Annotated in this window: 19 protein-coding genes and 1 tRNA gene; 17 read left to right on the forward strand and 3 right to left on the reverse strand. The window is 36.3% G+C overall.

Annotated features, from left to right (window positions below; translation table 11 throughout):
• Window positions 1–16 precede the first annotated feature (16 nt).
• The 4 genes from AAGD62_RS02660 to AAGD62_RS02675 all read left to right on the forward strand — a co-directional run bounded on the left by AAGD62_RS02660 (window position 17) and on the right by AAGD62_RS02675 (window position 5,454).
• Complete coding sequence (locus tag AAGD62_RS02660; protein ID WP_155968237.1) at window positions 17–1,477, forward strand: TrbI/VirB10 family protein; 1,461 nt, start codon at window positions 17–19, stop codon at window positions 1,475–1,477.
• Between the two features lies 1 nt (window position 1,478).
• Window positions 1,479–2,471 carry a P-type DNA transfer ATPase VirB11 gene (gene virB11, locus AAGD62_RS02665; protein WP_341812763.1) on the forward strand — a complete coding sequence of 331 codons (993 nt, stop codon included), beginning with the start codon at window positions 1,479–1,481 and terminating at the stop codon, window positions 2,469–2,471.
• Window positions 2,472–2,501: 30 nt separating this feature from the next.
• Window positions 2,502–4,487, forward strand: coding sequence for a type IV secretory system conjugative DNA transfer family protein (locus AAGD62_RS02670; protein WP_155968239.1), 1,986 nt, complete (start codon window positions 2,502–2,504; stop codon window positions 4,485–4,487).
• Window positions 4,488–4,608: 121 nt separating this feature from the next.
• Window positions 4,609–5,454: a P44/Msp2 family outer membrane protein gene (locus tag AAGD62_RS02675; protein ID WP_155968242.1), complete on the forward strand. Its 846-nt coding sequence runs from the start codon at window positions 4,609–4,611 to the stop codon at window positions 5,452–5,454.
• A gap of 162 nt (window positions 5,455–5,616) precedes the next feature.
• Here AAGD62_RS02675 and prmC read toward each other — a convergent pair whose 3' ends face one another.
• Window positions 5,617–6,456, reverse strand: coding sequence for a peptide chain release factor N(5)-glutamine methyltransferase (gene prmC / locus AAGD62_RS02680; RefSeq protein ID WP_174515710.1), 840 nt, complete (start codon window positions 6,454–6,456; stop codon window positions 5,617–5,619).
• A gap of 434 nt (window positions 6,457–6,890) precedes the next feature.
• Between prmC and AAGD62_RS02685 the strand changes: the two genes are divergently transcribed.
• The 13 genes from AAGD62_RS02685 to AAGD62_RS02745 all read left to right on the forward strand — a co-directional run bounded on the left by AAGD62_RS02685 (window position 6,891) and on the right by AAGD62_RS02745 (window position 23,474).
• Window positions 6,891–7,043, forward strand: coding sequence for a hypothetical protein (locus tag AAGD62_RS02685; RefSeq protein ID WP_007549315.1), 153 nt, complete (start codon window positions 6,891–6,893; stop codon window positions 7,041–7,043).
• 526 nt (window positions 7,044–7,569) lie between these two features.
• Window positions 7,570–7,944 carry a 30S ribosomal protein S12 gene (rpsL, locus tag AAGD62_RS02690; protein ID WP_007549314.1) on the forward strand — a complete coding sequence of 125 codons (375 nt, stop codon included), beginning with the start codon at window positions 7,570–7,572 and terminating at the stop codon, window positions 7,942–7,944.
• Between the two features lie 5 nt (window positions 7,945–7,949).
• On the forward strand, window positions 7,950–8,429 hold the full coding sequence (gene rpsG, locus AAGD62_RS02695; RefSeq protein ID WP_007549313.1) for a 30S ribosomal protein S7: 480 nt from the start codon (window positions 7,950–7,952) through the stop codon (window positions 8,427–8,429).
• A gap of 21 nt (window positions 8,430–8,450) precedes the next feature.
• Window positions 8,451–10,526 (forward strand): elongation factor G, encoded by a 2,076-nt coding sequence (fusA, locus tag AAGD62_RS02700; RefSeq protein ID WP_010962308.1) that lies wholly within the window; start codon window positions 8,451–8,453, stop codon window positions 10,524–10,526.
• A gap of 11 nt (window positions 10,527–10,537) precedes the next feature.
• Window positions 10,538–11,710 (forward strand): elongation factor Tu, encoded by a 1,173-nt coding sequence (gene tuf / locus AAGD62_RS02705; RefSeq protein WP_010962309.1) that lies wholly within the window; start codon window positions 10,538–10,540, stop codon window positions 11,708–11,710.
• Between the two features lie 13 nt (window positions 11,711–11,723).
• A tRNA-Trp gene (locus AAGD62_RS02710) sits at window positions 11,724–11,796 on the forward strand.
• 10 nt (window positions 11,797–11,806) lie between these two features.
• Window positions 11,807–12,016, forward strand: a complete 210-nt coding sequence (gene secE, locus AAGD62_RS02715; RefSeq protein ID WP_006279543.1) for a preprotein translocase subunit SecE — start codon at window positions 11,807–11,809, stop codon at window positions 12,014–12,016.
• Window positions 12,006–12,842: a transcription termination/antitermination protein NusG gene (nusG, locus tag AAGD62_RS02720; protein WP_070356705.1), complete on the forward strand. Its 837-nt coding sequence runs from the start codon at window positions 12,006–12,008 to the stop codon at window positions 12,840–12,842. Before secE ends, nusG begins: the two co-directional genes overlap by 11 nt.
• 2 nt (window positions 12,843–12,844) lie before the next feature.
• Window positions 12,845–13,285, forward strand: coding sequence for a 50S ribosomal protein L11 (locus tag AAGD62_RS02725; RefSeq protein WP_006279541.1), 441 nt, complete (start codon window positions 12,845–12,847; stop codon window positions 13,283–13,285).
• A gap of 4 nt (window positions 13,286–13,289) precedes the next feature.
• Window positions 13,290–13,943, forward strand: coding sequence for a 50S ribosomal protein L1 (rplA, locus tag AAGD62_RS02730; RefSeq protein ID WP_065094732.1), 654 nt, complete (start codon window positions 13,290–13,292; stop codon window positions 13,941–13,943).
• 12 nt (window positions 13,944–13,955) lie between these two features.
• Window positions 13,956–14,474, forward strand: coding sequence for a 50S ribosomal protein L10 (gene rplJ, locus AAGD62_RS02735; RefSeq protein WP_155968246.1), 519 nt, complete (start codon window positions 13,956–13,958; stop codon window positions 14,472–14,474).
• 26 nt (window positions 14,475–14,500) lie between these two features.
• Window positions 14,501–14,902 (forward strand): 50S ribosomal protein L7/L12, encoded by a 402-nt coding sequence (rplL, locus tag AAGD62_RS02740; RefSeq protein WP_155968248.1) that lies wholly within the window; start codon window positions 14,501–14,503, stop codon window positions 14,900–14,902.
• 58 nt (window positions 14,903–14,960) lie between these two features.
• The gene (locus tag AAGD62_RS02745; protein ID WP_341812764.1) at window positions 14,961–23,474 is read left to right on the forward strand and encodes a DNA-directed RNA polymerase subunit beta/beta'; all 8,514 of its coding nucleotides are present in this window, start codon (window positions 14,961–14,963) and stop codon (window positions 23,472–23,474) included.
• Window positions 23,475–23,480: 6 nt separating this feature from the next.
• Here the strand turns inward: AAGD62_RS02745 and dusB are convergent, their stop codons facing one another.
• Together dusB and AAGD62_RS02755 are read right to left on the reverse strand one after the other, a co-directional pair.
• Window positions 23,481–24,443 carry a tRNA dihydrouridine synthase DusB gene (dusB, locus tag AAGD62_RS02750; RefSeq protein ID WP_012673040.1) on the reverse strand — a complete coding sequence of 321 codons (963 nt, stop codon included), beginning with the start codon at window positions 24,441–24,443 and terminating at the stop codon, window positions 23,481–23,483.
• A 5-nt stretch (window positions 24,444–24,448) separates the two neighbouring features.
• The gene (locus AAGD62_RS02755) at window positions 24,449–26,371 is read right to left on the reverse strand and encodes a Ulp1 family isopeptidase (protein ID WP_155968252.1); all 1,923 of its coding nucleotides are present in this window, start codon (window positions 26,369–26,371) and stop codon (window positions 24,449–24,451) included.
• Window positions 26,372–26,419 lie beyond the last annotated feature (48 nt).

The raw sequence follows: 26,419 nt of genomic DNA on the forward strand, positions 1-26,419 counted from the left end.
CTGTGGTACATGCAATATGAATAAAGAAAGGCGTAACAATTCAGAAGATGAATCAGAAATAGAGAATAAGGTAGTAACAGTTGGCTCTAATCAAGGTCATAGGGCATTGATGGTCATTATTTTAGTGCTTCTGGCTGGTGGAGTGTATTATCTCTATTTTAGTCCTTCTCCTAAAGAGGGTTCAGAAGTTATTAAAAAAGAGGAAACAAAGCAAAACGTTCAAGAATTGAAAGGAAAGTTGGAACAAGTTCCAGATAATGTAATGGTTCCTGAAAGAATAATAACTGATCCCTTACCACCCTTACCTCCTCTTCCTACACCACTAATCATACCAGAAATAAAACAAATTAGAAAAGAAGAAGTGATGAAAAAAGAAGAAGAGAAACCAAAAGAAACTCCTGTGTCAAATATACCTATTTTGCCAAAGCAAAATTTTCCTTCTAGTAATGTTATGGGCAATTTACCTACCTCGTTTCCTACAATAGGGGGTGGCGGTTATCCTAGAGACAGACGTAGTGCACAGATGTTGACAATTTCAGGTGGTAGTGGAGAGAACAAGGCTGCTGATGCTATTTTATCCGACACTTCAGCACAATCGAGCAAAGCTACCAGAGTAGGAAAGCTTGGTTTAATGATTACTCAAGGTAAAATTATTGATGCTGTTCTTGAAACTGCAATAAACTCTGATCTGCAAGGAATGCTGCGTGCTATGGTGAGTAGAGATGTTTATGCAGAAACTGGTGATACAGTTTTAATACCTAAAGGCTCAAGATTGATAGGCAGTTATTCATTTGACTCGAATGTTGCTAAATCTCGTGTAAATATAAACTGGAATAGAGTGATTCTGCCACATGGAATAGATATTGCAATCTCATCACTTAGTACTGACGAGCTTGGTAGAGCAGGAATAGCAGGAATAGTTGATAACAAAATAGTAAGTGCGTTATTCTCTTCAGTGACACTTGCTGGTGTTTCGATTGGTTCTGCTGTTATAGGGCAAAAGGCTTCTAATCTTGTTGATACGCTAACTATCAGAGATGCAGTAAAGTCTATCACTGCAACCGAAATAGATTTTTCTTCTCTCCAACTCATTATTGACCCAGAAAAGAAGATATCTAGTGACAAATGGAAATTAGGCCTTGGGGCTATCGGAAGAATTCGGAGTGCCAAAAGCAGACAAGATTTACTAAAAATAATGAAAGAGGAAATAGCAAAAGCACTAGGAATTGAAGAAGACGAGGTAAATATAAGCCTGGAAATTGTAAATCAACTGTTAGAACAAATTCAAAGAAAAAGCAAGTCTGTTTATGATGAAGCAATCGGGAAATCACTCGAGGATTTTTCTAAAGATATGCGGGATGTAGTGGGCAGATATACAGATAAAAAACCAACTATTTATGTTGATCAAGGCACTGCATTGAAAGTATTTGTTAACCAAGATATAGTATTTCCTCCACAGGCAATATTAAATCAATGAAATGAACTATGCTGCACTTGATACATATTTGGAGCCATTACAAAGCATATTTCAAGAAGAAGGCGTAAATGAAATATCAATAAATAAGCCAAAGGAAGTATGGATTGAAAATCGCGGTGAAATAAGGTGTGAAAAATTAGAAGTATTCGATCTTAACCATTTGAAATCTCTTGGCAGACTGATTGCTCAAGCTACAGAACAAAAACTTAGCGAAGAAGCGCCGTTACTTTCGGCAACATTACCAAATGGTTATCGTATACAGATAGTATTTCCGCCAGCATGTGAACCTGATAAAGTAGTCATGTCGATTCGTAAGCCTTCTAGCATGCAGTTAGCACTCGATGATTACGAAAAAATGGGGGCTTTTTCTGAAACTGTTACAGAAGCAACTGATAATCCAGTTGACCGTCATTTGGATTTATTGTTAAGGCAAAAAAAAATAAAAGAGTTTTTAGAATACGCTGTAATAAGTAAGAAAAATATTATAATTAGTGGTGGAACTTCCACTGGTAAGACTACTTTTACTAATGCTACTTTGCGTGCTATTCCAGCTGAGGAAAGAATTATTACTGTTGAGGATGCAAGGGAAATCGTTTTGAACGATCATCCCAATAAAGTCCATCTAATTGCCTCTAAAGGAGGGCAGGGCAGAGCAAAAGTAACCACTCAAGATTTGATAGAAGCGTGCTTACGTTTAAGGCCAGACAGAATAATAGTTGGTGAGCTCCGTGGAGCGGAAGCTTTTAGTTTTCTCAGGGCGATAAATACTGGTCACCCTGGATCAATATCAACCCTTCATGCAGATAGTCCAACAATGGCCCTTGAGCAAATAAAATTGATGGTTATGCAGGCAAATCTTGGCATTCCTCCAGACCAAATTATACCATACATTAGAAATGTGATTGATATTGTTATTCAGCTAAAAAGAACCGGTGGGGGCAAAAGAAGCATTTCTGAGATATTATTTACTAGATCTGCGAGCGAAAATGCTTAAATTTATACATAAGTTAAGGAAGAGTAGTTTATGAGTAATGGAAATCACCTACGTAATATTCTCATAGGAGGTGTAGTAGCTTTTAGCGTACTTGAGTTTTGCTTCTATCTATCTGGTATATTGTTTGTTCTGTTTGCTGATGGTCCGGATGCTGTGGATTTTAAGGCAATTAATCCTAGTTTGACGCCTTTCCCTCAAGCTCTTTGGCCAACGATTTTTGATCATATACAATATTGTTGGCATCATCCAGAGTTATATAGCCTTGAGCTCAAAATCACATTAATTATATCTTCTGCACTGCCTATCATTGTTTTAATGATTATCTTATGGAATTTAAGAGAAAGGATAATTGAGTGGCGACCATTTAAAAAGAAGGAATCACTTCATGGAGATTCGCAGTGGGCATCAGAGAAAGACATACGAAAAGCAGGATTAAGAAGCAAAAAGGGATTATTGCTTGGTAAAGATAAAAGAGGATACTTCATTTCTGATGGGTTTCAGCATGCATTGTTATTTGCACCTACAGGTTCTGGTAAGGGTGTTGGCTTTGTAATTCCTAATTTATTATTTTGGACTGACTCGGTAATTGTACACGACATAAAATTAGAAAACTATGAAATAACAAGTGGTTGGCGAGAACGACAAGGACAAAAAGTATACGTATGGAATCCAGCGCAGCCAGATGGAATAAGTCACTGTTACAATCCATTACAATGGATTAGTGAAAAACCTGGGCAGATGGTTGACGATGTGCAGAAAATAGCTAACCTAATCATGCCTGAACAAGACTTTTGGCAGAATGAAGCAAGAAGCTTATTTGTTGGAGTGGTATTATACTTACTTGCTGCACCAGAGAAAGTTAAATCTTTTGGTGAAGTTGTGCGTACGATGCGTAGTGATGACGTGGTTTATAATCTTGCTGTTGCTCTTGATACAATGGGTAAAATACTACACCCTGTAGCATATATGAATATTGCAGCTTTTTTACAAAAAGCTGATAAAGAAAGGTCAGGTGTTGTATCAACCATGAACTCATCACTTGAATTGTGGGCAAACCCATTGATTGATACTGCAACTGCGTCAAGTGATTTTAATATTCTAGATTTTAAAAAGAAGAAAATTACAGTTTATGTTGGTTTAACTCCTGACAACTTGACTAGGCTCAGGCCTTTAATGCAGGTTTTTTACCAACAGGCAACTGAGTTTTTATGTAGAAAATTGCCATCGGATGACGAGCCTTATGGCGTATTGTTTTTAATGGATGAGTTTCCTACACTTGGAAAAATGGAGCAATTTCAAACAGGTATTGCATATTTTCGTGGTTATCGAGTTAGGTTATTCTTAATTGTTCAAGATACTGAGCAGCTCAAAGGAATATACGAAGAAGCAGGGATGAACTCCTTTTTGTCAAACTCGACTTACAGAATAACTTTTGCAGCCAATAATATTGAAACAGCTAATTTAATATCGCAACTTATAGGAAACAAAACTGTACAACAAGAATCGTTGAATAAGCCTAAATTTTTAGATTTAAATCCTGCTTCAAGGTCATTACATATCTCTGAAATACAGAGAGCATTGCTATTGCCTCAAGAAGTTATTATGTTGCCACGTGACGATCAGATAATTTTAATAGAGTCGACTTACCCAATTAAATCAAAGAAAATTTTGTACTACAGTGATACCACCTTCACAAGAAGGCTGCTCAAACAAACTCGTGTGCCTACACAAGAACCATATGACCCAAACAAAGTTCTTTCTGCCGCTGCGAGCAAAGATAAGGTTAATAACGAGGGGAATAATGTTCTTGAGGGACCTAATTCAGTTGATTATCCTGCTGAAACTAAAACCGAAGATGCAGTATATGATGAATCAGATGAATTTGCAGACGAAGATATTGATGATGAAGATATCGACGATAAGTTTGAAGATGATGACGAGGAAGATGAGGATAGGAGCGATGATGGGTTTGATGACGAAGAAGAGGAGGATAAATTAAAAAATGACGAGAAGTAAGGTTAACTTTGCCTATTTTTAGCTCAGAAAAGTGCAAGTTATGCAAATAATTAGGTTTTTCATATTAAGCCATTTTTAATTAATTAGTATTAGATTAGCTATTTTAACTAGGGGAGTAGTAATGATTAGTAAAAAAACATTAGCGGTTACAGCATTTGCTTTATTGTTGTCACAACAATCTTTTGCAAGTGAAACAGAAGGGTTTTACTTTGGTAGTGGGTATTACGGTCAATATTTAAATAACACAAGCGTACTAAAAACAAGCACTACAGGTATCAAAAATTTGTCTATAAATGACAGGGGTGCTCAGAACACAGAAGGTCAGTCACTAAGTGAGTATAAAGGAGATTATAATCCACCTTTTGCTGCAAATGTGGCATTTGGTTACACAGGGGAATTGGGTAACAACAGCTATAGGGCTGAATTGGAAGGGATGTATTCTTCTGTAAAAGTGGATAATATTGGTTTAACAAGTAGCCAAATAACTGTTTCATACCTAAAGGAGACTGGTGAGGATCCTGATAAAGAAACTTATCTCTATAGTGCTGCAGTTAGTCATGACCAAATTGAGAACATATCTGTAATGGCAAATGTTTATCATCATTGGAAAAGTGACCGTTTCTCTTTTTCTCCTTACGTTGGTATTGGGATCGGTGCAACAAGAATGACGATGTTTGAAAAACCGTCAATAAGACCCGCAGGTCAATTAAAAGCTGGCTTTGACTATCGCATAAACGAAGATGTAAATATGCATATCGGATATAGAGGTTTTGGTGCTATTGGTAGCGATATTAAGCTTACAGCAAAAAGGTTAGGACAAGTGGTAGACGGCCATAATGCTGGAAAAAAGAAGCTTGATCCTAGCTCAGGTAACAAAGTAACTGAGGAAATAAATATAGGTAATCAACTATTTCACACACACGGCATAGAGGCTGGCCTTACTTTCCACTTTGCTAGTAAAGCTTAAACATGTTGCCCTTTAAAAAATGCATAAAACCGTTCCTGTCATCCTATGGCTTGACCATAGTAAATATAGATCCCAGTTTCACGCACTGGGATGACGAGGTAGAGGGTACTGGGATGATATAGGATAATATGGGATGAAGGAGATAATACAAGAAAACATTAGCTATGTTCTTTTCACAACAATGCATCTCTTCATTCCCGCTAAGTCATATACATATTCCTGAAAAGCTAGTTCATACAAGGGTATTATTTTGTCAATATCATTTTGATCTTCACCTACCTCCAATATCGCAAACCCATTTTTTTTAAGGCACTTTCTCAATATTGGAAAAATACTCAAATAACAGCTCAAACCATCAATACCACCATCAAGGGCAATTCTTGGTTCCTTTTGCACTTCAGCTTGCAAGTCTTTCAATTTGCTTCTTTTAATATATGGAGGATTACTGATTATAAGATCGAATGAACCTCTGCACTCTGTCCACGAACTTGGAAATATTTTGGCTCTGCTGAGAAGATCATGTTTTTTTGTGTTCTGATAGGCAACTTTATATGCTTCCAAGCTTTTTTCAAAACCGACGCCAACAGCATATTCATACTCACTAAGTACGGATATCAATAAACAACCTGTGCCTGTACCAAAATCTGCAATTTTTAGTTTCTGTTTTTTGTTTGGGTAATATTTTAACACTGCTAGGATTATTGTTTCACTATCTGGCCTTGGATCTAAAACATGCTGGTTAACTATAAAATTTTTACTCCAGAATTCACGATTACCTATTATTTGCGATATTGGATATCTTTCCGCTCTTTTTTTTGTTAATTTCCAAAATAAAAGTTCTTTCTCCATCGGCACTTGATCAGCATGGTTCACAATTATAAATGATCTTTCCACTCCAAGTACGTGCTGCATGATGATTTCACAATCTAAATGTGGTGATTCAACTTTATGTGACGATAATAACTCCGATCCTTCTTGAATTAAAGTGCTGATTGTTTTCATTATTCTAAAAATATGTTTCTTTCAGCCAAAAATAGCAAGATGAGCTTCCAGTTTAGGGTAGCTGCACTAAATCCCAGTGTCAAGCACGCAGCTGTACGAACATTGCAATTTGCAGATCCAAGTAGCTTGACTACTTGGATCCAGCTAAGTTGGTGAGCATAAAAGTATAGCTAATGCGAGCTTTACGTCATACCGTCACGGTATCTCTAGATTCCGCTAACACGTAGCGGGACGACGAGGTCAGGGTGTCATCCTAGTACCTTCTCCTGTCATCCCAGTGCCCTGACTACTTGGATCCAGGAAAAAGAATGGTGTCATCCAAGTAGCCTTCCTCCCCTGTCATCCCAGTGCCCAGACACTGGGATCCAGAAAAGTTTGCTTGTAAGCAAGCAAACTAGTACAGAAAGTGGTTACAACATTTTCGATGAGATTATATGGAAAACTGGATTCCAGTGTCAAGCACTGGAATGACACCTTCCTGCCCAGTTCATGTTGCCATAAATATTAAGAAATTTACCAAGCAAAAAAAAGGCAAAAGAAGCCCTAGTCATTGTCTATTTTCAGTATTGGCGTTTTTTAAGTCTTAAACACTGCAATTTAGCTGCTTTTAAATGCAACTCACCTTAGTTTAAATGTTTAAGAAATTTACTAAGCAGAAAAAAAGGCAAAAGATATCCCGTATTAGCTAGTTGTCACTCTCTAATCCTGCAAATTGGCGTACTATACTGTCTTAAACGCTTTATAAGCGCGTTTCAGCTTATATAGGTAAAAACCCAGAAATGTTGTGAAGACGTAAAGTGTGCATAGTGCAAAAAATTAAAAATAAGACGCCAATTACGTAATACTGTTGTCATTTAATCTGCACAGATTGAAGATAAATGAATACCTTCAGTACCATGATAATGGGGCTGGCGAAGGGTGTCAAGTAAGTTTTTTCGTTTCTACTGAATGACAGTTGTGGCTTGGGAGGTAGTGCAAGAAGTCTACTGATGGCTTTCAAGGCAGTTGAGCTTAATTATTAGAGTAGTAATGTTTATTTTTATATTGACTATTGAGGTTTATTATTTTATAACTAAAAACTTAGTTATTTTAATGAGCTTGAGTTTATAACATATGCCTACGATAAATCAATTAATACGTAAGGGTAGATTAGGATTGACCCATAAGAAAAAGGTACCAGCTTTGGGAAAAAGCAACCCTCAAAGGAGAGGTGTTTGCACTAAGGTGTATACTACAACTCCTAGAAAGCCTAACTCAGCACTCCGTAAAGTAGCCAGAGTAAAAATTAGTGGGTATGGTGAAGTGACGGCTTATATACCTGGTGAAGGTCATAATTTACAAGAACACTCTGTTGTTTTGATACGTGGTGGGCGGGTTAAAGATTTGCCAGGTGTGCGTTATCACATAATAAGAGGTGCCCTTGATCTGCGTGGTGTGCAAAATCGAAAGAAAGCTCGTTCAAAATATGGTGTAAAGAAATCTGGTTAAAGTTTATGGCTCGTCGGAATAAAGCAAAAAAAAGAGAAATAAGTCCTGATTCGCGTTACGGCAGTGTTTTGCTGATGCGTTTCATTAATACAATCATGAAATGTGGTAAAAAATCTACTGCAGAAAAGATTATCTATGACGCTTTGTCTTTAGCTGAAAAGAAAATAGGCGAAGGTGGGTTATCAATTTTTGAGACAGCAGTAGGAAATGTTACTCCTTCTATAGAAGTGCGTTCTCGACGCATTGGTGGTGCAACTTATCAAGTACCTGTTGAAGTTCGACAAGATAGAGCGGTTTCTTTAGCGTTAAGGTGGATTGCTAAAGCAACTTCTGCTGCTCGAAAAAAGAGTGGAAAAACCACTGTTGATTGTTTGCAATCTGAAATACTGGATGCTTATAATAAACGCGGTGGTGCGTTTAAGATGTGCGAAGAAAAATATAAAATGGCTGAAGCTAATAAGGCATTTTCTCATCTTCGTTTTTAATGTTAGCTAATTAATTGTGATATGGAAATTGGAATATCTAAATACAGAAATATAGGGATAATGGCTCACATAGATGCTGGTAAGACTACCACAACAGAGCGTATTTTATTTTATACTGGTAAGCAAAATAGAATTGGTGAAGTGCACGATGGTGCAGCTTCTATGGATTGGATGGAGCAGGAAAAAGAGCGTGGTATTACAATCACATCTGCTGCAACAACATGTTTTTGGAATGATCATAGGGTCAATATAATAGACACTCCTGGTCACGTTGATTTCACTATTGAAGTTGAGAGATCTTTAAGGGTTTTGGATGGTGCAGTTGCTGTATTTGATGGAGTTGCTGGAGTTGAACCTCAATCTGAGACAGTGTGGCGTCAAGCTGATAAATATAGCGTTCCTCGTATCTGCTTTGTTAATAAGATGGATAGAATAGGGGCAAATTTTTATCGATGTGTTGATATGATAAAGACGAAGCTTGGTGCAGCACCTTTAGTTATTCATTTACCAATAGGGAGTGAGAAAGATTTCAAAGGTATAATTGACCTTATTTCTATGAAAGCCATTATATGGCAAGAAGAAACGTTGGGCGCTAAATTTTCTTATGAAGATATTCCTTCTGATTTGCTTGATAAGGCTCAAGAATATCGAAATCTTTTATTAGATGCTGCAGCTGAGATGGATGATGAAGCGATGAATACTTACTTTGAGTCTAATGATCTGCCAGTGGATTTACTGAAAAAATGCGTGAGAAATGGGACCATTAAAGGAAAATTTGTTCCTGTGTTATGTGGATCAGCTTTTAAAAATAAAGGCGTACAACCACTTTTAGATGGTGTGGTTGACTTTTTACCTTCTCCTATTGATGTTGATGTAATTGTTGGAATTGATCCTAAAGATTCAGAAAAGAAAATTGAGGTCAAACCTTCAGAAAAAGAGAAATTTGTTGCTCTTGCATTTAAAGTGATGACGGATAAATTTGTAGGCAGCTTGACGTTTATCCGTATTTATTCTGGTAAATTAAAGTCTAAATCTACCGTTTCAAATGCGTTAAAAAACGAAACTGAAGGGATTGGCAGAATGTTACTTATGCATGCAAATAACCGAGAAGATATAACTGAGGCTAGGGCTGGAGATATAGTTGCTTTAGTTGGGCTAAAGAAAACAACCACCGGAGATACTTTATGTTCTGTTGATTTTCCTATATTATTGGAGCGTATGGAATTTCCTGAGCCTGTTATTGAAATTGCTGTGGAACCTAAAACCACTTCAGATCAGGAAAAATTAGGTATTGCTCTAAATAGGTTGGTTGCAGAAGATCCTTCTTTGAGAATGTCAGTAAATGCGGAAAGTGGCCAGACTATATTGAAAGGCATGGGTGAGCTCCATCTTGAGATTATTGTTGATAGAATGAAGCGCGAATTTAACGTTGAGGCTAACGTCGGTGCTCCTCAGGTTGCATATCGTGAAACTATCACTAAATCTGTTGAAATTGATTACACTCATAAAAAACAATCTGGTGGAGCTGGTCAGTTTGCTAAGGTTAAAATAAAATTTGAACCTCTTGAGCCTGGTTCTGGGTTTCAATTTGAAAGTAAAATTGTAGGTGGTGCTATTCCAAAAGAGTATATTCCTGGGGTAGAAAATGGCTTGGAGTTGATAAAAGAAGGTGGTATAATTTCGGGATTTCCGTTGATTGATTTTAAGGCTACCCTTCTTGATGGTGCTTTTCATGAGGTTGATTCTAGTCCTTTAGCTTTTGAACTTGCTGCTAAAGGTGCTTTTAAAGAGATGGCAAATAAAGCTGGTCCAAAAATGCTGGAGCCTATAATGAAAGTTGAAATCATTACTCCTGAAGAATATATGGGTGATGTTATGGGTGATATAAATAGTAGAAGAGGAAATGTTGCTGATATGCTCGATTTAGGTAATAATAGTAAAATAATTACTGCTTCGGTACCTCTTGCAAATATGTTTGGTTATATCAACGTTTTGCGTTCTATGTCTCAGGGAAGGGCGCAGTATAGTATGCATTTTTCTTGTTATGAGCAAGTGCCACAATATGTGGTTGATGAGTTAAAGTTAGAGTATAATTAAGGGTAATAATTATGACAGCAGTAGTGGAAGCATTTGGAAAGCCACATGTAAATGTGGGAACAATAGGACATGTGGATCATGGGAAGACAACGTTAACAGCAGCGATAACAAAGCATTATGGAAATTTTGTAGCGTATGATCAGATAGATAAGGCGCCAGAAGAAAGGAAGAGGGGGATAACGATAGCAACAGCGCATGTTGAGTATCAGACGGAAAAAAGGCATTATGCACACGTTGATTGTCCTGGACACGCTGACTATGTAAAGAACATGATAGTAGGTGCAGCACAGATGGATGCGGCGATATTGGTAGTGTCGGGGGTTGATGGGCCAATGCCACAAACGAGAGAGCATATATTGCTGGCGAAGCAGGTAGGTGTTGGATATATCGTGGTGTATATAAATAAAGCTGATGTTGCTGATGCTGATATGATAGATTTAGTAGAAATGGAAGTGAGGGAATTACTGAGTAAATACGGATTTCCAGGGGATGAAGTGCCTGTGGTGGTTGGTTCAGCGCTCAAGGCGCTGGAGGATGACAGCAGCGAATATGGAAAGAAATCAATAGACAAATTGATGGAAAAGTTAGATGAATATGTAGCGGTTCCACCAAGGCCTGTGGATTTACCATTTTTATTGCCAATCGAAGATGTATTTTCGATATCGGGGCGAGGAACAGTGGTAACAGGAAGAATAGAGAAGGGAGAGATAAAGACGGGAGAAGAGATAGAGATAATAGGTCTGAAAGCGACGCAAAAGACGATATGCACAGGTGTAGAAATGTTTAAGAAGTTGCTGGATAAGGGAAGTGCAGGACTCAATGTAGGAATATTGTTAAGAGGAACAAAAAGAGAAGAAGTAGAGAGAGGGCAAGTATTGGCAAAACCGGGGACGATAACGCCGCATAGAAAGTTTAAGGCGGAGGTTTATATATTAAAGAAAGAGGAAGGAGGAAGGCATACACCATTTTTTGCGAATTACCAGCCACAGTTTTATTTAAGGACAACGGATGTAACTGGGAGCATAAAATTGCTAGATGGGAAGGAGATGGTAATGCCAGGAGATAATGTGAGTGTAGAAGTAGAATTGCAAGTACCGATAGCAATGGATAAGGGATTGCGTTTTGCGATAAGAGAAGGCGGTAGAACTGTTGGTTCTGGTGTTGTTTCTGAAATTTTGGAGTGAGAGTTTGAGTTATAGGAGTGTAGCTCAATTGGTAGAGCGCTGGTCTCCAAAACCAGAGGTTGTAGGTTCAATTCCTATCGCTCCTGCATTAATGTTGTGGTGGAAATGTTAAAAAGTTTGTGTGGTTTTTTCTGTGATATAAAGCAAGAAATACGAAGAATTGCTTGGGTAAAGAAACAGGAGGTGTTGTCATCTCTATTTGTTGTAATGATTGTTATATTATGCTTTTCGATTTTCTTCTGTTTTGTGGATTTTATGTCTCTTTACGTAATTAAGGCTTTATTTGGAATTATTTATGGAATGTGAATATAAATGGTATATCATTAAAGTTGATTATGGATATGAGCAAAACATACGCGAATTGGTAAGTAATGCTGTTTATTTTAAGGAAGTGTTTATTCCTTATCAAACGGTATGTAATTCAAAGTCTGATATAAAAGAATTATGTGAAGTGTATGTATATATGCATCTGTGTGATGAAAGCAAAAATATTTTGAATCAAACGCCTGGATTCTGCAGTGGCGAATCTGGTGATTTTGAGATGATTTCAGATGATGAGATAAGTTTAAAGTGTAAAGAATTTAATAGATATAAATGGTATATCTTGAGAGTTGCTTCCAATTGTGAAGAGAAAGTGCGCCAACATATATTGGAAAATTCTATGAGATTGGGTGTTAATGATTACTTTAAGGAAGTTTTTATTCCATATGAAGAGCTAAGTGAAGTAGAGTTGAAATCTAAGAAAATTGCTACACGAAGGAAATGCTTTCCTGGTTATGTCTTTTTATACGTGAATTTATGCGATGAAGTATTGAATTTTATCAATAATATACCAAAATCTCTTAAGGTTTATGGATTTTTGAAAAACGGTAATATTCCAAAGGTGATTTTGGATGATGAGATTCACTCAATGTGTAATGCACTTTATAATGCTCAAGAGACAAAGAAGTTAGGTTATGGTTATGAAAAAGGTGAAAAAGTGAAAATTAATGATGGTCTTTTTCAAAATTTTACTGGTAAGGTAAATATGGTAAACGATGAGAAAAAAATTATTAATGTGGAAGTATCGATTTTAGGTAAGCCGACAATAATAGAGCTTGATCTGGCTCAAGTAGAGAAAATAGAGGATTAATTATGAGTGTTATAGTTGCTAAGATTAACTTACTTATGGAAGCTGGGAAAGCAGTTCCAGGACCGAAAATTGCTTCAGTACTTGGTCCACGTGGTATACCTGTTCCTAAGTTTTGTGAAGCTTTTAATAAAGTTACTAGTGCTGCTAACGCTAATTATAAAGTAGGCGATTTAGTAACAGTGCGAATTTCCATAAAGGATGATCGCTCTCATGATTTTACTGTCAGCGGTCCGCCTGTGGCTTATTTACTTAAGCAGGAGGCTAAATTAAGTAAAAGTTCTGGTAATCCTGGTAAAGAATTAGTGGCTAAATTACCTATGTCTGCTATAATTAAAGTAGCAAAGTGCAAGATGGTTGATATGAAAGTGGATAATGAAGATTCAGCAGTGAAAATGGTTGTAGGCACTGCAAAATCTATGGGTATAGAAGTTGTGGAAGGTTAGGTAAATGAATACATATAATGATAATCCTAAGCAGTGTTTGAAGAAGATTGTTGAGTCTGCTTCAGCAAAATTTAATGAATCAGTTGATATTGCGGTCAATTTAGGCGTAGATTCACGTAAATCTGAAGAGCAGGTGCGTGGTACAGTAGTTTTGCCTAAAGGTATCGGGAAGAATATTAAAGTAGCTGTTTTCGCTCAAGATAAACATTTATTAGAAGCTGAAAAAGCTGGTGCTGATATTGCAGGAGGAGAGGATTTAGTTGAAGAAATAAAAAAAGGTAGAAAGTTAGATGTTGATTGGTGCATTACTACTCCTGATTTTATGGCAAAAATCACTCCTATTGCAAAAGTATTGGGTGCTAAAGGGCTGATGCCTAACCCTAAATTTGGTACTGTGACTTCTAACATTGCAGAAGCTATTAAAACCATTAAGTCTGGTCAGGTAAAATTTAGAACAGATAAAAATGGTGTTATTCATGGTAAATTAGGAAATATTAAATTTGATATTGATGACTTGCTAGAAAATTTAAAAGCCTTTCTTAAAGTAATTAAAGATAATAAACCTATTTCTGCGAAAGGAATTTACTTTAAGGGTGTTTTTTTAAATTCAACTATGGGTAAAGCTTATAAGATAGGCAAAGTGGAAGATATAATTTAAGGGAGTGATACCGTGAAGCGTAAAGATAAGGATGAATTTATACAGAGCACAATAAACGTATTTGTAAATAATGATTTCTTGATATTAGTAAATTTTAAATCTATAAATGCTAATGATTCATTAACTCTGAGGAATAGTCTGAAGTCTATAGTAGGTGGGGTATTAGTAGTTAAAAACACTCTAGCACGCTTGGCTTTGGAAAGGACTGGTAAATTCTCTTATTTATCAGGCAAATTTTCCGGTCCTGTTGCTATTATATACTCTAGTGGCATAGTAGAAGCTGCAAAATTAATAGTTGATTTTACTAATGCTAACAAAGAAAAAATGTCTGTGATTTGCGCAGCTCATTTAAATGAATTGTTAACAGTGGAAGATGTTAATAAACTGGCTAAGTTGCCTTCTCTGGATGAATTGCGTGTTAAAATTATGCGTTTAATATCTTATGATATCCCTGCTCGGTTAGCGTTGTCTATTAATTCATCTTCTATGAGGCTTATGAGAGTTTTGGATTATTATAGTTCTAAAAAATAAATTTGTTGTTAAGTAAGGTGGTAATTATGAGTAATGTAACAAGTGATTTGGTTGATAAAATATTATCTTTAAACCTATTAGAGGCTTCTGAACTTGTAAAAGTTTTAGAAGAGAAAATAGGGTTGCCTGCTGGTTCTTTTCTTGGTGGAGCTGTTGGTGCTGGGGCGCTTATTGGTGATAATGCTGCTGCTCCTGCTGCTCAAGAAAAAGCTGAGTATAAAGTTGTGATTAAAGAAATTGATGCGAGTAAAAAAATAGGAGTTATTAAAGCTGTGAGAGAGGTTAATTCTACATTGGGTTTAAAAGAAGCAAAAGAGTTGGTTGAATCTTTACCTAAAGATTTGACTGCTAATGTTCCTAAAGACGAAGCAGAAAAAATCAAGCAAAAACTTATTGAAGCAGGAGCAACTAAAGTGGAGCTTGAATAATATTTAATGTATTAATTTTATATTGATATAGCTCTTTTAATTAGTTTGGGGTATTTTAATGGTTGATTCTTCTTATATGTACGCTTCTGGTGCTTTTGTTCCTAGAGTTTCTTATTCTAGGTCGATTGATTTAAAAGATTCTTTATTGGATTTGGTTAAGGTTCAAAAAGAATCATATGATTCTTTTACTCCTAAGAATAAGGGTAATGAAAGACTTGAAGTTATCTTTCATACAATCTTTCCAATAAATGATCCTTTGCGTAGGGCTACTATTGAGTTTATAAGTTGTAGGGTAGATGATCCTAAGTATGATGAATCTGAGTGTATAAAGCGTGGTGTAACTTTTTCTGCTCAGGTTATTGCTTCTATACGTCTTGTTGTTATGCAGGATGGTATTTCTCTTGATGAATATAAATCGATTAAAGAGAGTGGAGATCATTCTAAACTTGCAACCGTTGTAAAATCTATAGAAGAGCAGAAAGTCCACTTTTGTGGGTTGCCTATGATGACTGATAAGGGCACTTTCATCATTAATGGTGTGGAAAAAGTTATCGTCTCACAAATGCATAGGTCTCCTGGTGTATTTTTTGATAGCGATAAGGGAAAAACTTACAATTCTGGTAAATTGATCTATTCTGCTAGAATTATTCCTTATAGGGGTTCTTGGCTTGATATTGAATTTGATGTTAAAGACCATTTGTATTTTCGTGTTGATAGAAAAAGAAAATTGCCAATTTCAGTTTTATTAAAGGCGTTGGGTCTATCAAATAATGATATACTCGATAGATTTTATGAGAAAATAAAGTATGTAAAACATAAAGATGGTTGGAAAGTGCCTTTTGTTCCTGATAAATTTAAAGGAGTGAGGCTGCCTTTCGACTTAATGGATATTGAAGGTAATGTGCTGCTTAAAGCTAACGTTCGTATTACCTCAAGACTAGCTAAAAAGCTATATGATAATGAATTGAAAGAGTATCTGGTTCCTTTTAATTCTATATGTGGTTTATTCCTCGCAGAAGATTTAATGGATAGTGCTAGCTCTACGAAAATTTTATCTGCTGGTAAATCTATAAAGCTGGAAGACATAAAGAAGCTTGAGTTATTATCTGTAGATGAAATATCAGTGTTGAACATAGATAATTTGTTTGTTGGACCTTATATATTAAATACGCTTTTCTTAGATGAAAACATGTCTTATCAGGATGCACTATATGAAATATATAGAGTTTTGCGTCCTGGTGAAGTTCCTGTTTTAGAGATAGTAGAAGAGTTTTTCCGTAATCTTTTCTTCAGTCCGGAATATTATGATTTGTCTAACATTGGTAGGTTGAAGCTTAACTCTTACCTTGGATTAAATTATGATGAGGATTTAACTGTTTTAACGCATGAAGATATTATTGAAATTGTGAAAAAAATAGTATTGTTACGTGACGGTCAAGGATCTGTAGATGATATTGATCATTTAGGAAACAGAAGAGTAAGATCAGTTGGAGAGTTTATAGAAAATCAATTTAGAACTGGGTTGTTGAAATTGGAACGCGCAATAGTTGATTCTATGTCCACTTCTAGTTTAGATAAAGTTTCTCCATCTGATTTTATTAATCCAAAAGTGTTAACTAATGTCTTAAGAGATTTCTTCAATTCTTCTCAATTATCTCAATTTATGGATCAGACTAATCCGTTATCTGAAATAACACATAAAAGAAGGTTATCCGCGTTAGGTCCTGGCGGTTTAACAAGAGAACGGGCAGGATTTGAGGTGCGTGATGTTCATCCAACTCATTATGGAAGAATTTGCCCTATTGAGACTCCTGAAGGGCAAAATATAGGGTTAATCAACAGCTTAGCTATATACGCGCGTATTAATAAATATGGTTTCATTGAAAGCCCTTATAGAAAAGTAGTCAATAGGGTTGTTACTGATCAAATTGAGTATCTTTCTGCTATAGACGAAGGCTCACATCATATAGCTGACACTAGCGTAAAGCTTGATGAAAATAATTGCTTTGTTGATGACATGCTATACTGTAGATATGCTGGTAGCTTCGTCATGGTAAGTAGCGACCAAGTTAGTTACATTGACGTATCTCCTAAGCAGGTAATATCAGTTGCAGCTTCCTTGATTCCATTTTTAGAAAATGATGATGCTAATAGAGCATTAATGGGCTCAAATATGCAACGTCAGGCCGTACCTTTATTGAAGCCTACCGCTCCTCTGGTTGCTACTGGTATGGAGTCTTTTGTAGCTTCTGGCTCTGGTGCTGTAGTTTTAGCAAAACGCGATGGCATAGTTGATAGTTCTGATAGTAACTCTATAGTTATACGTGCTTTTGATAAAGAAAGGGTTAACTACTTGGACGTAGATATTTATCATCTAAGGAAATTTCAGCGTTCTAACCATAATACTTGTATTAATCAAAGACCGCTAGTGTGCGTAGGTGATTATGTTAAAAAGGGTGATGTAGTAGCTGATGGTCCTGCAATTAACAGTGGTGAGTTGGCGCTTGGTAAAAATTTGCTAGTCGCTTTTATGTCTTGGCAAGGTTATAATTTTGAAGACTCTATTATTATTTCTAGTGAAGTTGTTAAAAAAGATCTCTTTACTTCTATTCATATAGAAGAATTTGACTGTGTTGTACATGATACCCCTTTAGGATCAGAAAAAATAACTCGTGCTATACCTGGTGTTAATGAAGAAAATCTATATCACTTGGATGATAGTGGTATAGTGAAAATTGGTACAAGAGTTGGTCCAGGCTATATTTTGGTAGGTAAAGTTACACCTAAACCTTCTCTTTCATTGCCTCCTGAAACGAAGTTATTAATGACAATTTTTGGTGAAAAGTCATTCGATTGTGCGGATTCCTCTTTATATACATCTCCAGATGTTGAAGGGACAGTAATTGATGTACAAGTCTTTACACGCAGGGGGGTTGAAGAAAATGAAAGGGCATTACTCATCAAACAAAAAGAGATAAATGACTTTGAGGAAGAGCGAGATTATATAATCAATGTTACTAGTGAATATTTCTATGATGAACTGAAGAAACTTCTTATTAATTCTGGTTCTCAAGATCGAGAAAAATTTGACTCTATTGAACGTGAGCAATGGTGGGGTATAGGATTAAAAAACCAATCCATTTCTGAGCAAGTTAAGAGCTTAAAAAAAGATTTTGATGAAAAAGTATCACATGCAATAGCACAGTTTAAGCGAAAAGTAGAAAAATTACATGAAGGTTATGACCTGCCTCAAGGTGTGTCGATGTCAGTAAAAGTTTTCATTGCTGTGAAACATAGTCTGCAACCAGGGGATAAAATGGCTGGTAGACATGGAAATAAAGGTGTGATTTCTCGAGTTGTGCCAGTGGAAGATATGCCTTATTTGGAAGATGGTACTCCTGTTGATATTATTCTTAACCCTCTTGGTGTTCCTTCACGAATGAATGTAGGGCAAATACTGGAAACGCATGTAGGTTGGGCTTGTAGAAAATTAGGGGAAAAGGTAAGTAATATTCTCGATGAGATCAATAAGATCAAAAGTGCTTTTTGCAAGGGAATTAGGTCCCTTAACGATGATAATTTTACACAATTTGCAGTAGCATACCTTGATAATAAAAAAATTGAAAATATTGATGATGATGAAATAACGGCTTCTGTTTTAAATACACCTAATAAGAATGCACTAAATGACGAGTTGAATGAGTTAGTAGAGAACTATTTGAACTCTTGTAAAAGTTCATACAGCAATTTACGTAACTTCCTGATTGAGGTTTATAGCTATGGCAGTAACGTATCTATCTGTAATGATATTCGTAATATTAGTGATAATAATCTCATTGAATTTGCACGCAAATTACGTGATGGCGTTCCTGTTGCTGCACCTGTATTTGAGGGTCCAAAAGATGAACAAATAGCAAAATTATTTGAACTTGCTGGTTTAGATAACTCTGGACAAGCTGTATTATATGACGGTTGCAGTGGTGAAAAATTCGACCGCAAGGTTACAGTTGGTTACATGTACATGCTTAAGTTGCACCACTTGGTTGATGGTAAAATTCATGCGCGTTCAGTAGGGCCTTATAGTTTGGTTACTCAACAACCTCTTGGAGGAAAATCTCATTTTGGTGGTCAGCGTTTTGGTGAAATGGAATGTTGGGCATTACAAGCCTATGGTGCTGCTTATACTTTGCAGGAAATGTTAACTGTGAAGTCTGATGATATTAATGGTAGAGTTAAGATTTATGAATCGATAATAAAAGGTGACAGTAATTTTGAATGTGGAATTCCTGAATCCTTTAATGTGATGATAAAAGAACTACGTTCTTTATGTTTAAATGTAGATTTAAAGCAAAATGATGTAGTGATTGAAGATATATCTCACACTAACATTGCACAACCTTTTAATGAGGTTAGCATATCGATTGCTAGCCCTGAAAGTATTAAGCGTATATCTTGTGGTGAGATAGAAGATGTTTCAACTGCAAATTATCGTACGTTCAAAGTTGAGAAAGGTGGATTATTTTGCCCTAAGGTTTTTGGCCCTGTCAATGACGATGAATGTTTATGTGGAAAATACAAAAAAAGAAGACACAGAGGTCGCATATGCGAAAAATGCGGAGTAGAAGTTACATCTTCTAAAGTAAGAAGAGAAAGGATGGGTCATATAGAGCTTGCATCTCCTGTTGCTCATATATGGTTTTTGAAATCGCTTCCTTCAAGAATTGGAGCATTATTGGATATGTCTCTCAGAGATATTGAGAATATTTTATATAGCGATAATTATATCGTAATAGATCCTCTTGTTTCGCCTTTTGAAAAAGGTGAGATTATTAGTGAAAAAGCTTATAATGAAGCTAAAGATAGCTATGGGATCGATAGTTTTGTAGCTATGCAAGGTGTTGAAGCTATAAGAGAGTTGCTAACGCGCCTTGATTTACATGAAATTAGGAAGGATTTAAGACTAGAATTAGAATCTGTTGCTTCTGAGATAAGAAGAAAGAAAATTATAAAGAGATTGCGTATTGTTGAAAACTTCATTAAATCTGGAAATAGGCCTGAGTGGATGATACTTACAACTATACCTATTTTACCACCTGATTTGCGTCCTTTGGTATCGCTTGAGAGTGGTCGTCCTGCAGTTTCTGATCTGAATCATCATTATAGGACTATTATTAATAGAAATAACAGGTTGAGGAAATTGTTGAGCTTAAATCCTCCTGAGATTATGATTCGTAATGAAAAAAGGATGTTACAAGAAGCAGTTGATTCTCTTTTTGATAATAGTCGTCGTAATACTTTGGTAAATAAAGCTGGTGCTGTTGGATATAAAAAGTCCATTAGTGATATGTTAAAAGGAAAACAGGGTCGTTTTCGCCAGAACCTCTTAGGAAAAAGGGTAGACTACTCTGGACGTTCTGTAATAGTTGTTGGTCCAACTTTGAAACTAAATCAGTGTGGATTACCAAAAAGAATGGCTCTTGAACTATTCAAACCTTTTGTTTACTCAAAGCTTAAGATGTATGGTATGGCTCCAACTATTAAGTTTGCTAGTAAGTTGATAAGAGCAGAAAAACCAGAAGTTTGGGATATGCTTGAAGAGGTAATAAAAGAGCATCCTGTTTTGTTGAATAGAGCGCCTACGCTACATAGACTTGGTATTCAGGCTTTTGAGCCAATCCTTATTGAAGGCAAAGCAATACAGCTTCATCCGCTTGTCTGTACGGCGTTTAATGCTGATTTTGATGGTGATCAAATGGCAGTGCATGTGCCAATTTCATTGGAAGCTCAGCTTGAAGCTAGGGTGTTGATGATGTCCACTAATAACGTTTTAAGTCCTTCTAATGGCAGACCGATTATAGTTCCTAGTAAAGATATAGTACTTGGTATATATTATCTGACTTTACAAGAACCTAAGGAAGATAATTTACCATCTTTTGGTGCTTTTTGTGAAGTTGAGCATTCCTTGAGTGATGGTACTTTACATATTCATTCTAGTATAAAGTATAGGATGGAGTATATTAATAGCAGCGGTGAAACTCACTATAAAACTGTTTGTACAACTCCTGGCCGTTTAATATTATGGCAAATTTTTCCTAAGCATGAGAATCTAGGCTTCGATCTAATAAATCAGATATTAACAGTCAAGGAAATAACTGGTATAGTTGATTTGGTATATCGTAACTGTGGTCAAAGTGCTACAGTGGCATTTTCTGATAAATTAATGGTACTTGGCTTTGAGTATGCCACATTTTCTGGTGTCTCTTTTGGTCGTTGTGATATGGTTATACCTGAAACTAAAGCTACACATGTTGATCACGCGAGGGGTGAAATTAAGAAATTCTCTATGCAATATCAAGATGGGCTAATAACTAGAAGTGAGAGGTATAACAAGGTTATAGATGAATGGTCTAAGTGTACGGATATGATAGCTAATGATATGTTAAAAGCAATATCTATATATGATGGAAATAGTAAGTACAACTCAGTGTATATGATGGTTAACTCTGGTGCAAGGGGTTCTACTTCACAGATGAAACAGCTAGCAGGAATGCGAGGGCTCATGACCAAACCTTCTGGTGAGATTATAGAAACACCTATAATTTCTAATTTCCGTGAAGGATTGAACGTATTTGAATACTTTAATTCTACTCACGGTGCGCGTAAAGGTTTAGCTGACACTGCACTTAAAACTGCAAACTCTGGATACTTAACTCGTCGTTTAGTTGATGTATCTCAAAATTGCATAGTTACAAAGCATGACTGTAAAACAAAAAATGGTCTTGTTGTGAGAGCTACAGTTGAAGGAAGTACTATAGTTGCATCTCTAGAGAGTGTTGTGCTGGGTAGAACAGCTGCAAATGATATATATAACCCAGTGACAAAAGAATTATTAGTAAAAGCAGGGGAATTAATTGATGAGGATAAAGTAAAGCAAATCAGCATTGCAGGTCTTGATGTTGTAAAAATTAGATCGCCTTTAACTTGTGAAATAAGTCCTGGTGTATGTTCTTTATGTTATGGAAGAGACCTTGCAACTGGTAAAATTGTTTCAATAGGTGAAGCAGTTGGTGTTATAGCTGCTCAATCTGTTGGAGAGCCAGGTACTCAGTTAACGATGCGTACTTTTCATATAGGTGGAGTAATGACTAGAGGCGTTGAATCCTCGAATATTATAGCTTCTATTAATGCTAAAATAAAGTTAAACAATAGTAATATAATTATAGATAGAAACGGAAATAAAATTGTGATAAGCCGTTCCTGTGAAGTCGTGTTGATTGATAGCCTTGGTAGTGAGAAGTTGAAGCACAGTGTACCTTACGGCGCTAAGCTTTATGTAGATGAGAGTGGGTCAGTAAAAATTGGCGATAAAGTTGCGGAATGGGATCCTTATACATTGCCTATTATCACGGAGAAGACTGGTACAGTGTCTTATCAGGACTTAAAAGATGGAATTTCGATCACTGAAGTGATGGATGAATCTACAGGAATATCAAGCAAAGTAGTAAAAGACTGGAAATTGCATTCTGGTGGAGCTAATTTACGTCCTCGTATTGTGCTGCTTGACGATAATGGTAAAGTAATGACACTCGCAAGTGGCGTTGAAGCATGTTATTTTATACCAATCGGTGCAGTGCTCAATGTACAAGATGGCCAGAAGGTTCATGCAGGTGATGTTATTACAAGAACACCAAGAGAGTCAGTTAAAACTCGTGATATTACTGGTGGTTTACCGAGGGTTATAGAGTTATTTGAAGCACGTCGTCCTAAAGAGCATGCTATTGTTAGTGAGATAGATGGCTATGTAGCGTTTTCTGAAAAAGACCGTAGAGGAAAACGCAGTATATTAATTAAACCTGTAGATGAACAAATTTCTCCAGTTGAATATTTGGTATCAAGAAGTAAGCATGTAATAGTCAATGAAGGTGATTTTGTACGTAAAGGTGATCTATTGATGGATGGTGACCCTGATCTCCATGATATTTTACGTGTGCTTGGGTTAGAAGCTTTAGCGCACTATATGATTTCTGAAATACAGCAAGTTTATAGATTGCAGGGTGTTCGTATAGACAATAAGCATTTAGAGGTGATCTTAAAACAAATGCTACAAAAAGTGGAAATTACTGATCCTGGTGATACTATGTACTTGGTTGGCGAAAGCATTGACAAGCTGGAAGTTGATAGGGAAAATGATGCTATGAGTAACTCTGGCAAACGGTCTACTCATTATCTTCCTATTCTGCAGGGGATTACTAGGGCAAGTCTTGAAACTAGCTCCTTTATTTCTGCTGCCTCTTTCCAAGAGACAACAAAAGTACTTACAGAAGCAGCATTCTGCGGGAAGAGTGATCCTTTAAGTGGATTAAAAGAAAATGTTATAGTAGGAAGATTAATTCCTGCTGGTACAGGTTTGATTATGAATAAGATCAGAGCACTTTCACTTTGTGATAATGTGGATAAATATGAAAAATATTTTGATATTGAAACTTATGACGAGGAATGGTTGATGGATAATGGTTGTCATTTACACTCTGGTGAGGAAGAGAGCGTAGTGGCATACGATCAGTCGAATTGAGTACAGCTAGTGTGTCTCTTGACCAAAAAAGCCAATAATATTTTCTTTCACTTCTGTGCTATCTGTCATGTTATTTACTCTCACACGAAATTCAGATGAGCCTTGAAGCCCGCTACTGTACCAACCTATGTGTTTGCGGGCCATCTTTATTCCTGTGTCATTTCCATAGTACTCAAGAATATTGTCGTAATGCTCGAGTATGATGCTTAATCTCTCTGAAGCTGTTGGCTCAGAAGTTTCACTTCCACTGAGAAAGTTCATTGCTTGATTAATCAGCCAAGGTTTACCGTAGGCACCACGACCTATCATCACTCCGTCTGCTCCAGATTCTTTGAGAGCATTCTGAATATCATTTAAATTTTTAATATCGCCATTTACTATAACTGGAATTTTCACTTGCTCTTTAACATTTCTAACGAATTTCCAATCTGCTTGACCATTATAAAGCTGCGCTCTTGTTCTTCCATGCACAGTGATCATTTTTGCTCCTAAGTCTTCGGCAATTTTCGCAAGTCTCGGGGCATTGCGATTTTCATCGTTCCATCCAGTGCGCATTTTCACCGTAACTGGCATATTCACTGCTTTGACCACAGCTTCAATTATCTCAGCGGCTTTTTTCTCATCACGCATTAGCGCTGATCCTGCATAACCGTTTACAACTTTTTTAACAGGGCAACCAAAGTTTATGTCTATAATTTTTGCTCCCATGTCCTCGTTTAATTTTGCAGCCTCCGCCATAACATCTGGCTCACACCCAGCAAGCTGCACAGCAGTTAATGCATCGACTTTTGCTTTTTGCAAACTCTGGCGAGTTTGCATAATCATAGCTCTGCTTGCGATCATCTCTGAAACTAACAAACTTGCACCAAGTTTCTTCACAATACTTCTAAACGGATAATCAGTCACTCCAGACATTGGAGCTAAAATAACTGGAGAATCAATTGTCAAATTTCCTACTTGTAGGGACATATATTCTATGTGTTCAAACCTAGCGCATTTACACATACTGTTACAACACTTTGTATAGCCGAACTTACTTTTTCCATAAGAGAAGGCTCTACCTCTACTATCTCAGCTCTCTCATAATGACCAGGTGCCAAGTATACCGTTTCTTGTTCTTTATTTCCCCATAGCTCGTTGTTCTGCTGATAACCTTCATTTATCATTCCCGCATTTGGCAGAAACAATGTATTTACATCATTACCATTATTTTTATAGTAGACGTCAATTTCAATATTAGCCAGCGAAGCTAAGATAGAAATTTCTTCTATGAAAACATGGTAACTTTGGCTGCTGATTGCCTCTAGATAAGATCTATAAATGGATTTGCCATTGAGAAAAGAATTTGCTGCAGTATCACTATTATAATTTCTATCATATTTTCTTTCACTAATATTGAGATTACTAGCACTAATGCTTCTTAAATCACCTATAACTTCATTTTCTTTTAATGTTGTAAGACAACATAACTTTTTTATTAATTTATTAGTCTTTTTTTTTATCTTCTCTACCCGTCTGTTTGTATGCTGAACCAAATCTTTTATTGAGTCCGACATACCAATCAAATGATTTGGATTTTCTAAGAATGCACCAAAAACTTTCTGCATCTGTCCCTTCAATAACTCAGGCATCCTTGGATCATTCAAAGAGTTAAATTGACTTAAAAATTTGTGCCATTCCATTCTCATATCTTGTGCTTTTTCAGTTTTATATTGACCAGAGCTATTATCACCAAATACCGCATGGAAAAAGCAGTTGCCATCACCTGTAGTATTATATTGAACAATTTTTGTTTGCTTACTTTCTACTGAATCTAAACTTACTCCGCTATCTTTACGACTTATATTTCCTGGACTACCTAATACAGGGCTTGGCGTGCCAGCCCTGCTTTGTTCATCCTTTTTCAACGCTTTTGCAAATTCTTTTCTCTTCTCTATTAATTGCTCTGAACTAAGTTCATATTTTAGCTGATCATCAATTTCATCAAACGATTTGCCTGCTTTCAGCATATCTGTAATTTTCTTAGCATTCTCTAAGGCAAATATTCCACAATTATACTTATCATCTTGTTGTTTAGCTTTTGAGTTTCTAATACTACTATTGTCTATTCCTAGAGTTTTCTGTAGCGCACTTGATACCTCTTCTGGTAATGGTTCACCAAATGAATCGCAATAATATGCTCTAAACTTTTTACTCTTTTCATCATGAGAAATAACCAATGTTACCCAATGATTGTTATTTAAGTTAAGAATTGAAGATAATACTAAATTGTTATCCCCTTTTACTTTATCTTTATATTCTTGCAATCGGTTCCCCAGAAAAGATGTAAGATTATCGAGGCAAGAAAAGAACACTCCTTTGGAAAATTCCCTGTGACCTTTTTTACGATATGGCATCCATCCATAGTAACTTTTTGCAATCTCTGCAATATCAAAATTACTTAACCAAAATTTATAATCTTCTTTTTTATTTGTCTTATATACAAAAGAATCCTTATTTTCTTTGCAGTCAAAAATACCACTATCCCTATCAGGAGTTTTCGGTCTTGCTTGCTTTTCTGGAGTCTTGCCTTGCAAATCTTGTAGTTCTGTATCTTTTTCTTCACTCTTTTCCCCCTTTGAAGCTCTTTTTCCATTAATATAGTTCTTCGCTAAGTAAAATAAAGGTTCAACAACCATTTTGTATGCTACTGTAAGAATTATTCCCATTAAAACCCAAACTACGGGGTTAGAGATGAGCATAGCAAGTGGAAAGGTCAATAGAGGGGATCCTATTACCGCCCCTAAACAGCCAGCAGCGAATGTGGCTGCTAGGCATACACAAGTAGCGTAGATAACGAATTCCTCACCAGCAAAGTCAGTGCTCTCTTTCTGATTATTTTTTGTAATACCCAACATACTACACCCTATGAACGCTAAGTTAATTAAATTTTAACAAATTCTAAC

Origin of the sequence: Wolbachia endosymbiont (group A) of Eristalinus aeneus, assembly GCF_964026915.1 — a bacterium.
Taxonomy (GTDB): Bacteria; Pseudomonadota; Alphaproteobacteria; order Rickettsiales; family Anaplasmataceae; genus Wolbachia; species Wolbachia pipientis.

Bases quoted from the DNA above. Each gene is read 5' to 3' on its own strand.
- AAGD62_RS02660 (WP_155968237.1), top strand. From the start codon at position 17: ATGAATAAAGAAAGGCGTAACAATTCAGAAGATGAATCAGAAATAGAG.
- virB11 (WP_341812763.1), top strand. From the start codon at position 1,479: ATGAACTATGCTGCACTTGATACATATTTGGAGCCATTACAAAGCATA.
- AAGD62_RS02670 (WP_155968239.1), top strand. From the start codon at position 2,502: ATGAGTAATGGAAATCACCTACGTAATATTCTCATAGGAGGTGTAGTA.
- AAGD62_RS02675 (WP_155968242.1), top strand. From the start codon at position 4,609: ATGATTAGTAAAAAAACATTAGCGGTTACAGCATTTGCTTTATTGTTG.
- prmC (WP_174515710.1), bottom strand. From the start codon at position 6,456: ATGAAAACAATCAGCACTTTAATTCAAGAAGGATCGGAGTTATTATCG.
- AAGD62_RS02685 (WP_007549315.1), top strand. From the start codon at position 6,891: ATGGAAAACTGGATTCCAGTGTCAAGCACTGGAATGACACCTTCCTGC.
- rpsL (WP_007549314.1), top strand. From the start codon at position 7,570: ATGCCTACGATAAATCAATTAATACGTAAGGGTAGATTAGGATTGACC.
- rpsG (WP_007549313.1), top strand. From the start codon at position 7,950: ATGGCTCGTCGGAATAAAGCAAAAAAAAGAGAAATAAGTCCTGATTCG.
- fusA (WP_010962308.1), top strand. From the start codon at position 8,451: ATGGAAATTGGAATATCTAAATACAGAAATATAGGGATAATGGCTCAC.
- tuf (WP_010962309.1), top strand. From the start codon at position 10,538: ATGACAGCAGTAGTGGAAGCATTTGGAAAGCCACATGTAAATGTGGGA.
- nusG (WP_070356705.1), top strand. From the start codon at position 12,006: ATGGAATGTGAATATAAATGGTATATCATTAAAGTTGATTATGGATAT.
- AAGD62_RS02725 (WP_006279541.1), top strand. From the start codon at position 12,845: ATGAGTGTTATAGTTGCTAAGATTAACTTACTTATGGAAGCTGGGAAA.
- rplA (WP_065094732.1), top strand. From the start codon at position 13,290: ATGAATACATATAATGATAATCCTAAGCAGTGTTTGAAGAAGATTGTT.
- rplL (WP_155968248.1), top strand. From the start codon at position 14,501: ATGAGTAATGTAACAAGTGATTTGGTTGATAAAATATTATCTTTAAAC.
- AAGD62_RS02745 (WP_341812764.1), top strand. From the start codon at position 14,961: ATGGTTGATTCTTCTTATATGTACGCTTCTGGTGCTTTTGTTCCTAGA.
- dusB (WP_012673040.1), bottom strand. From the start codon at position 24,443: ATGTCCCTACAAGTAGGAAATTTGACAATTGATTCTCCAGTTATTTTA.
- AAGD62_RS02755 (WP_155968252.1), bottom strand. From the start codon at position 26,371: ATGTTGGGTATTACAAAAAATAATCAGAAAGAGAGCACTGACTTTGCT.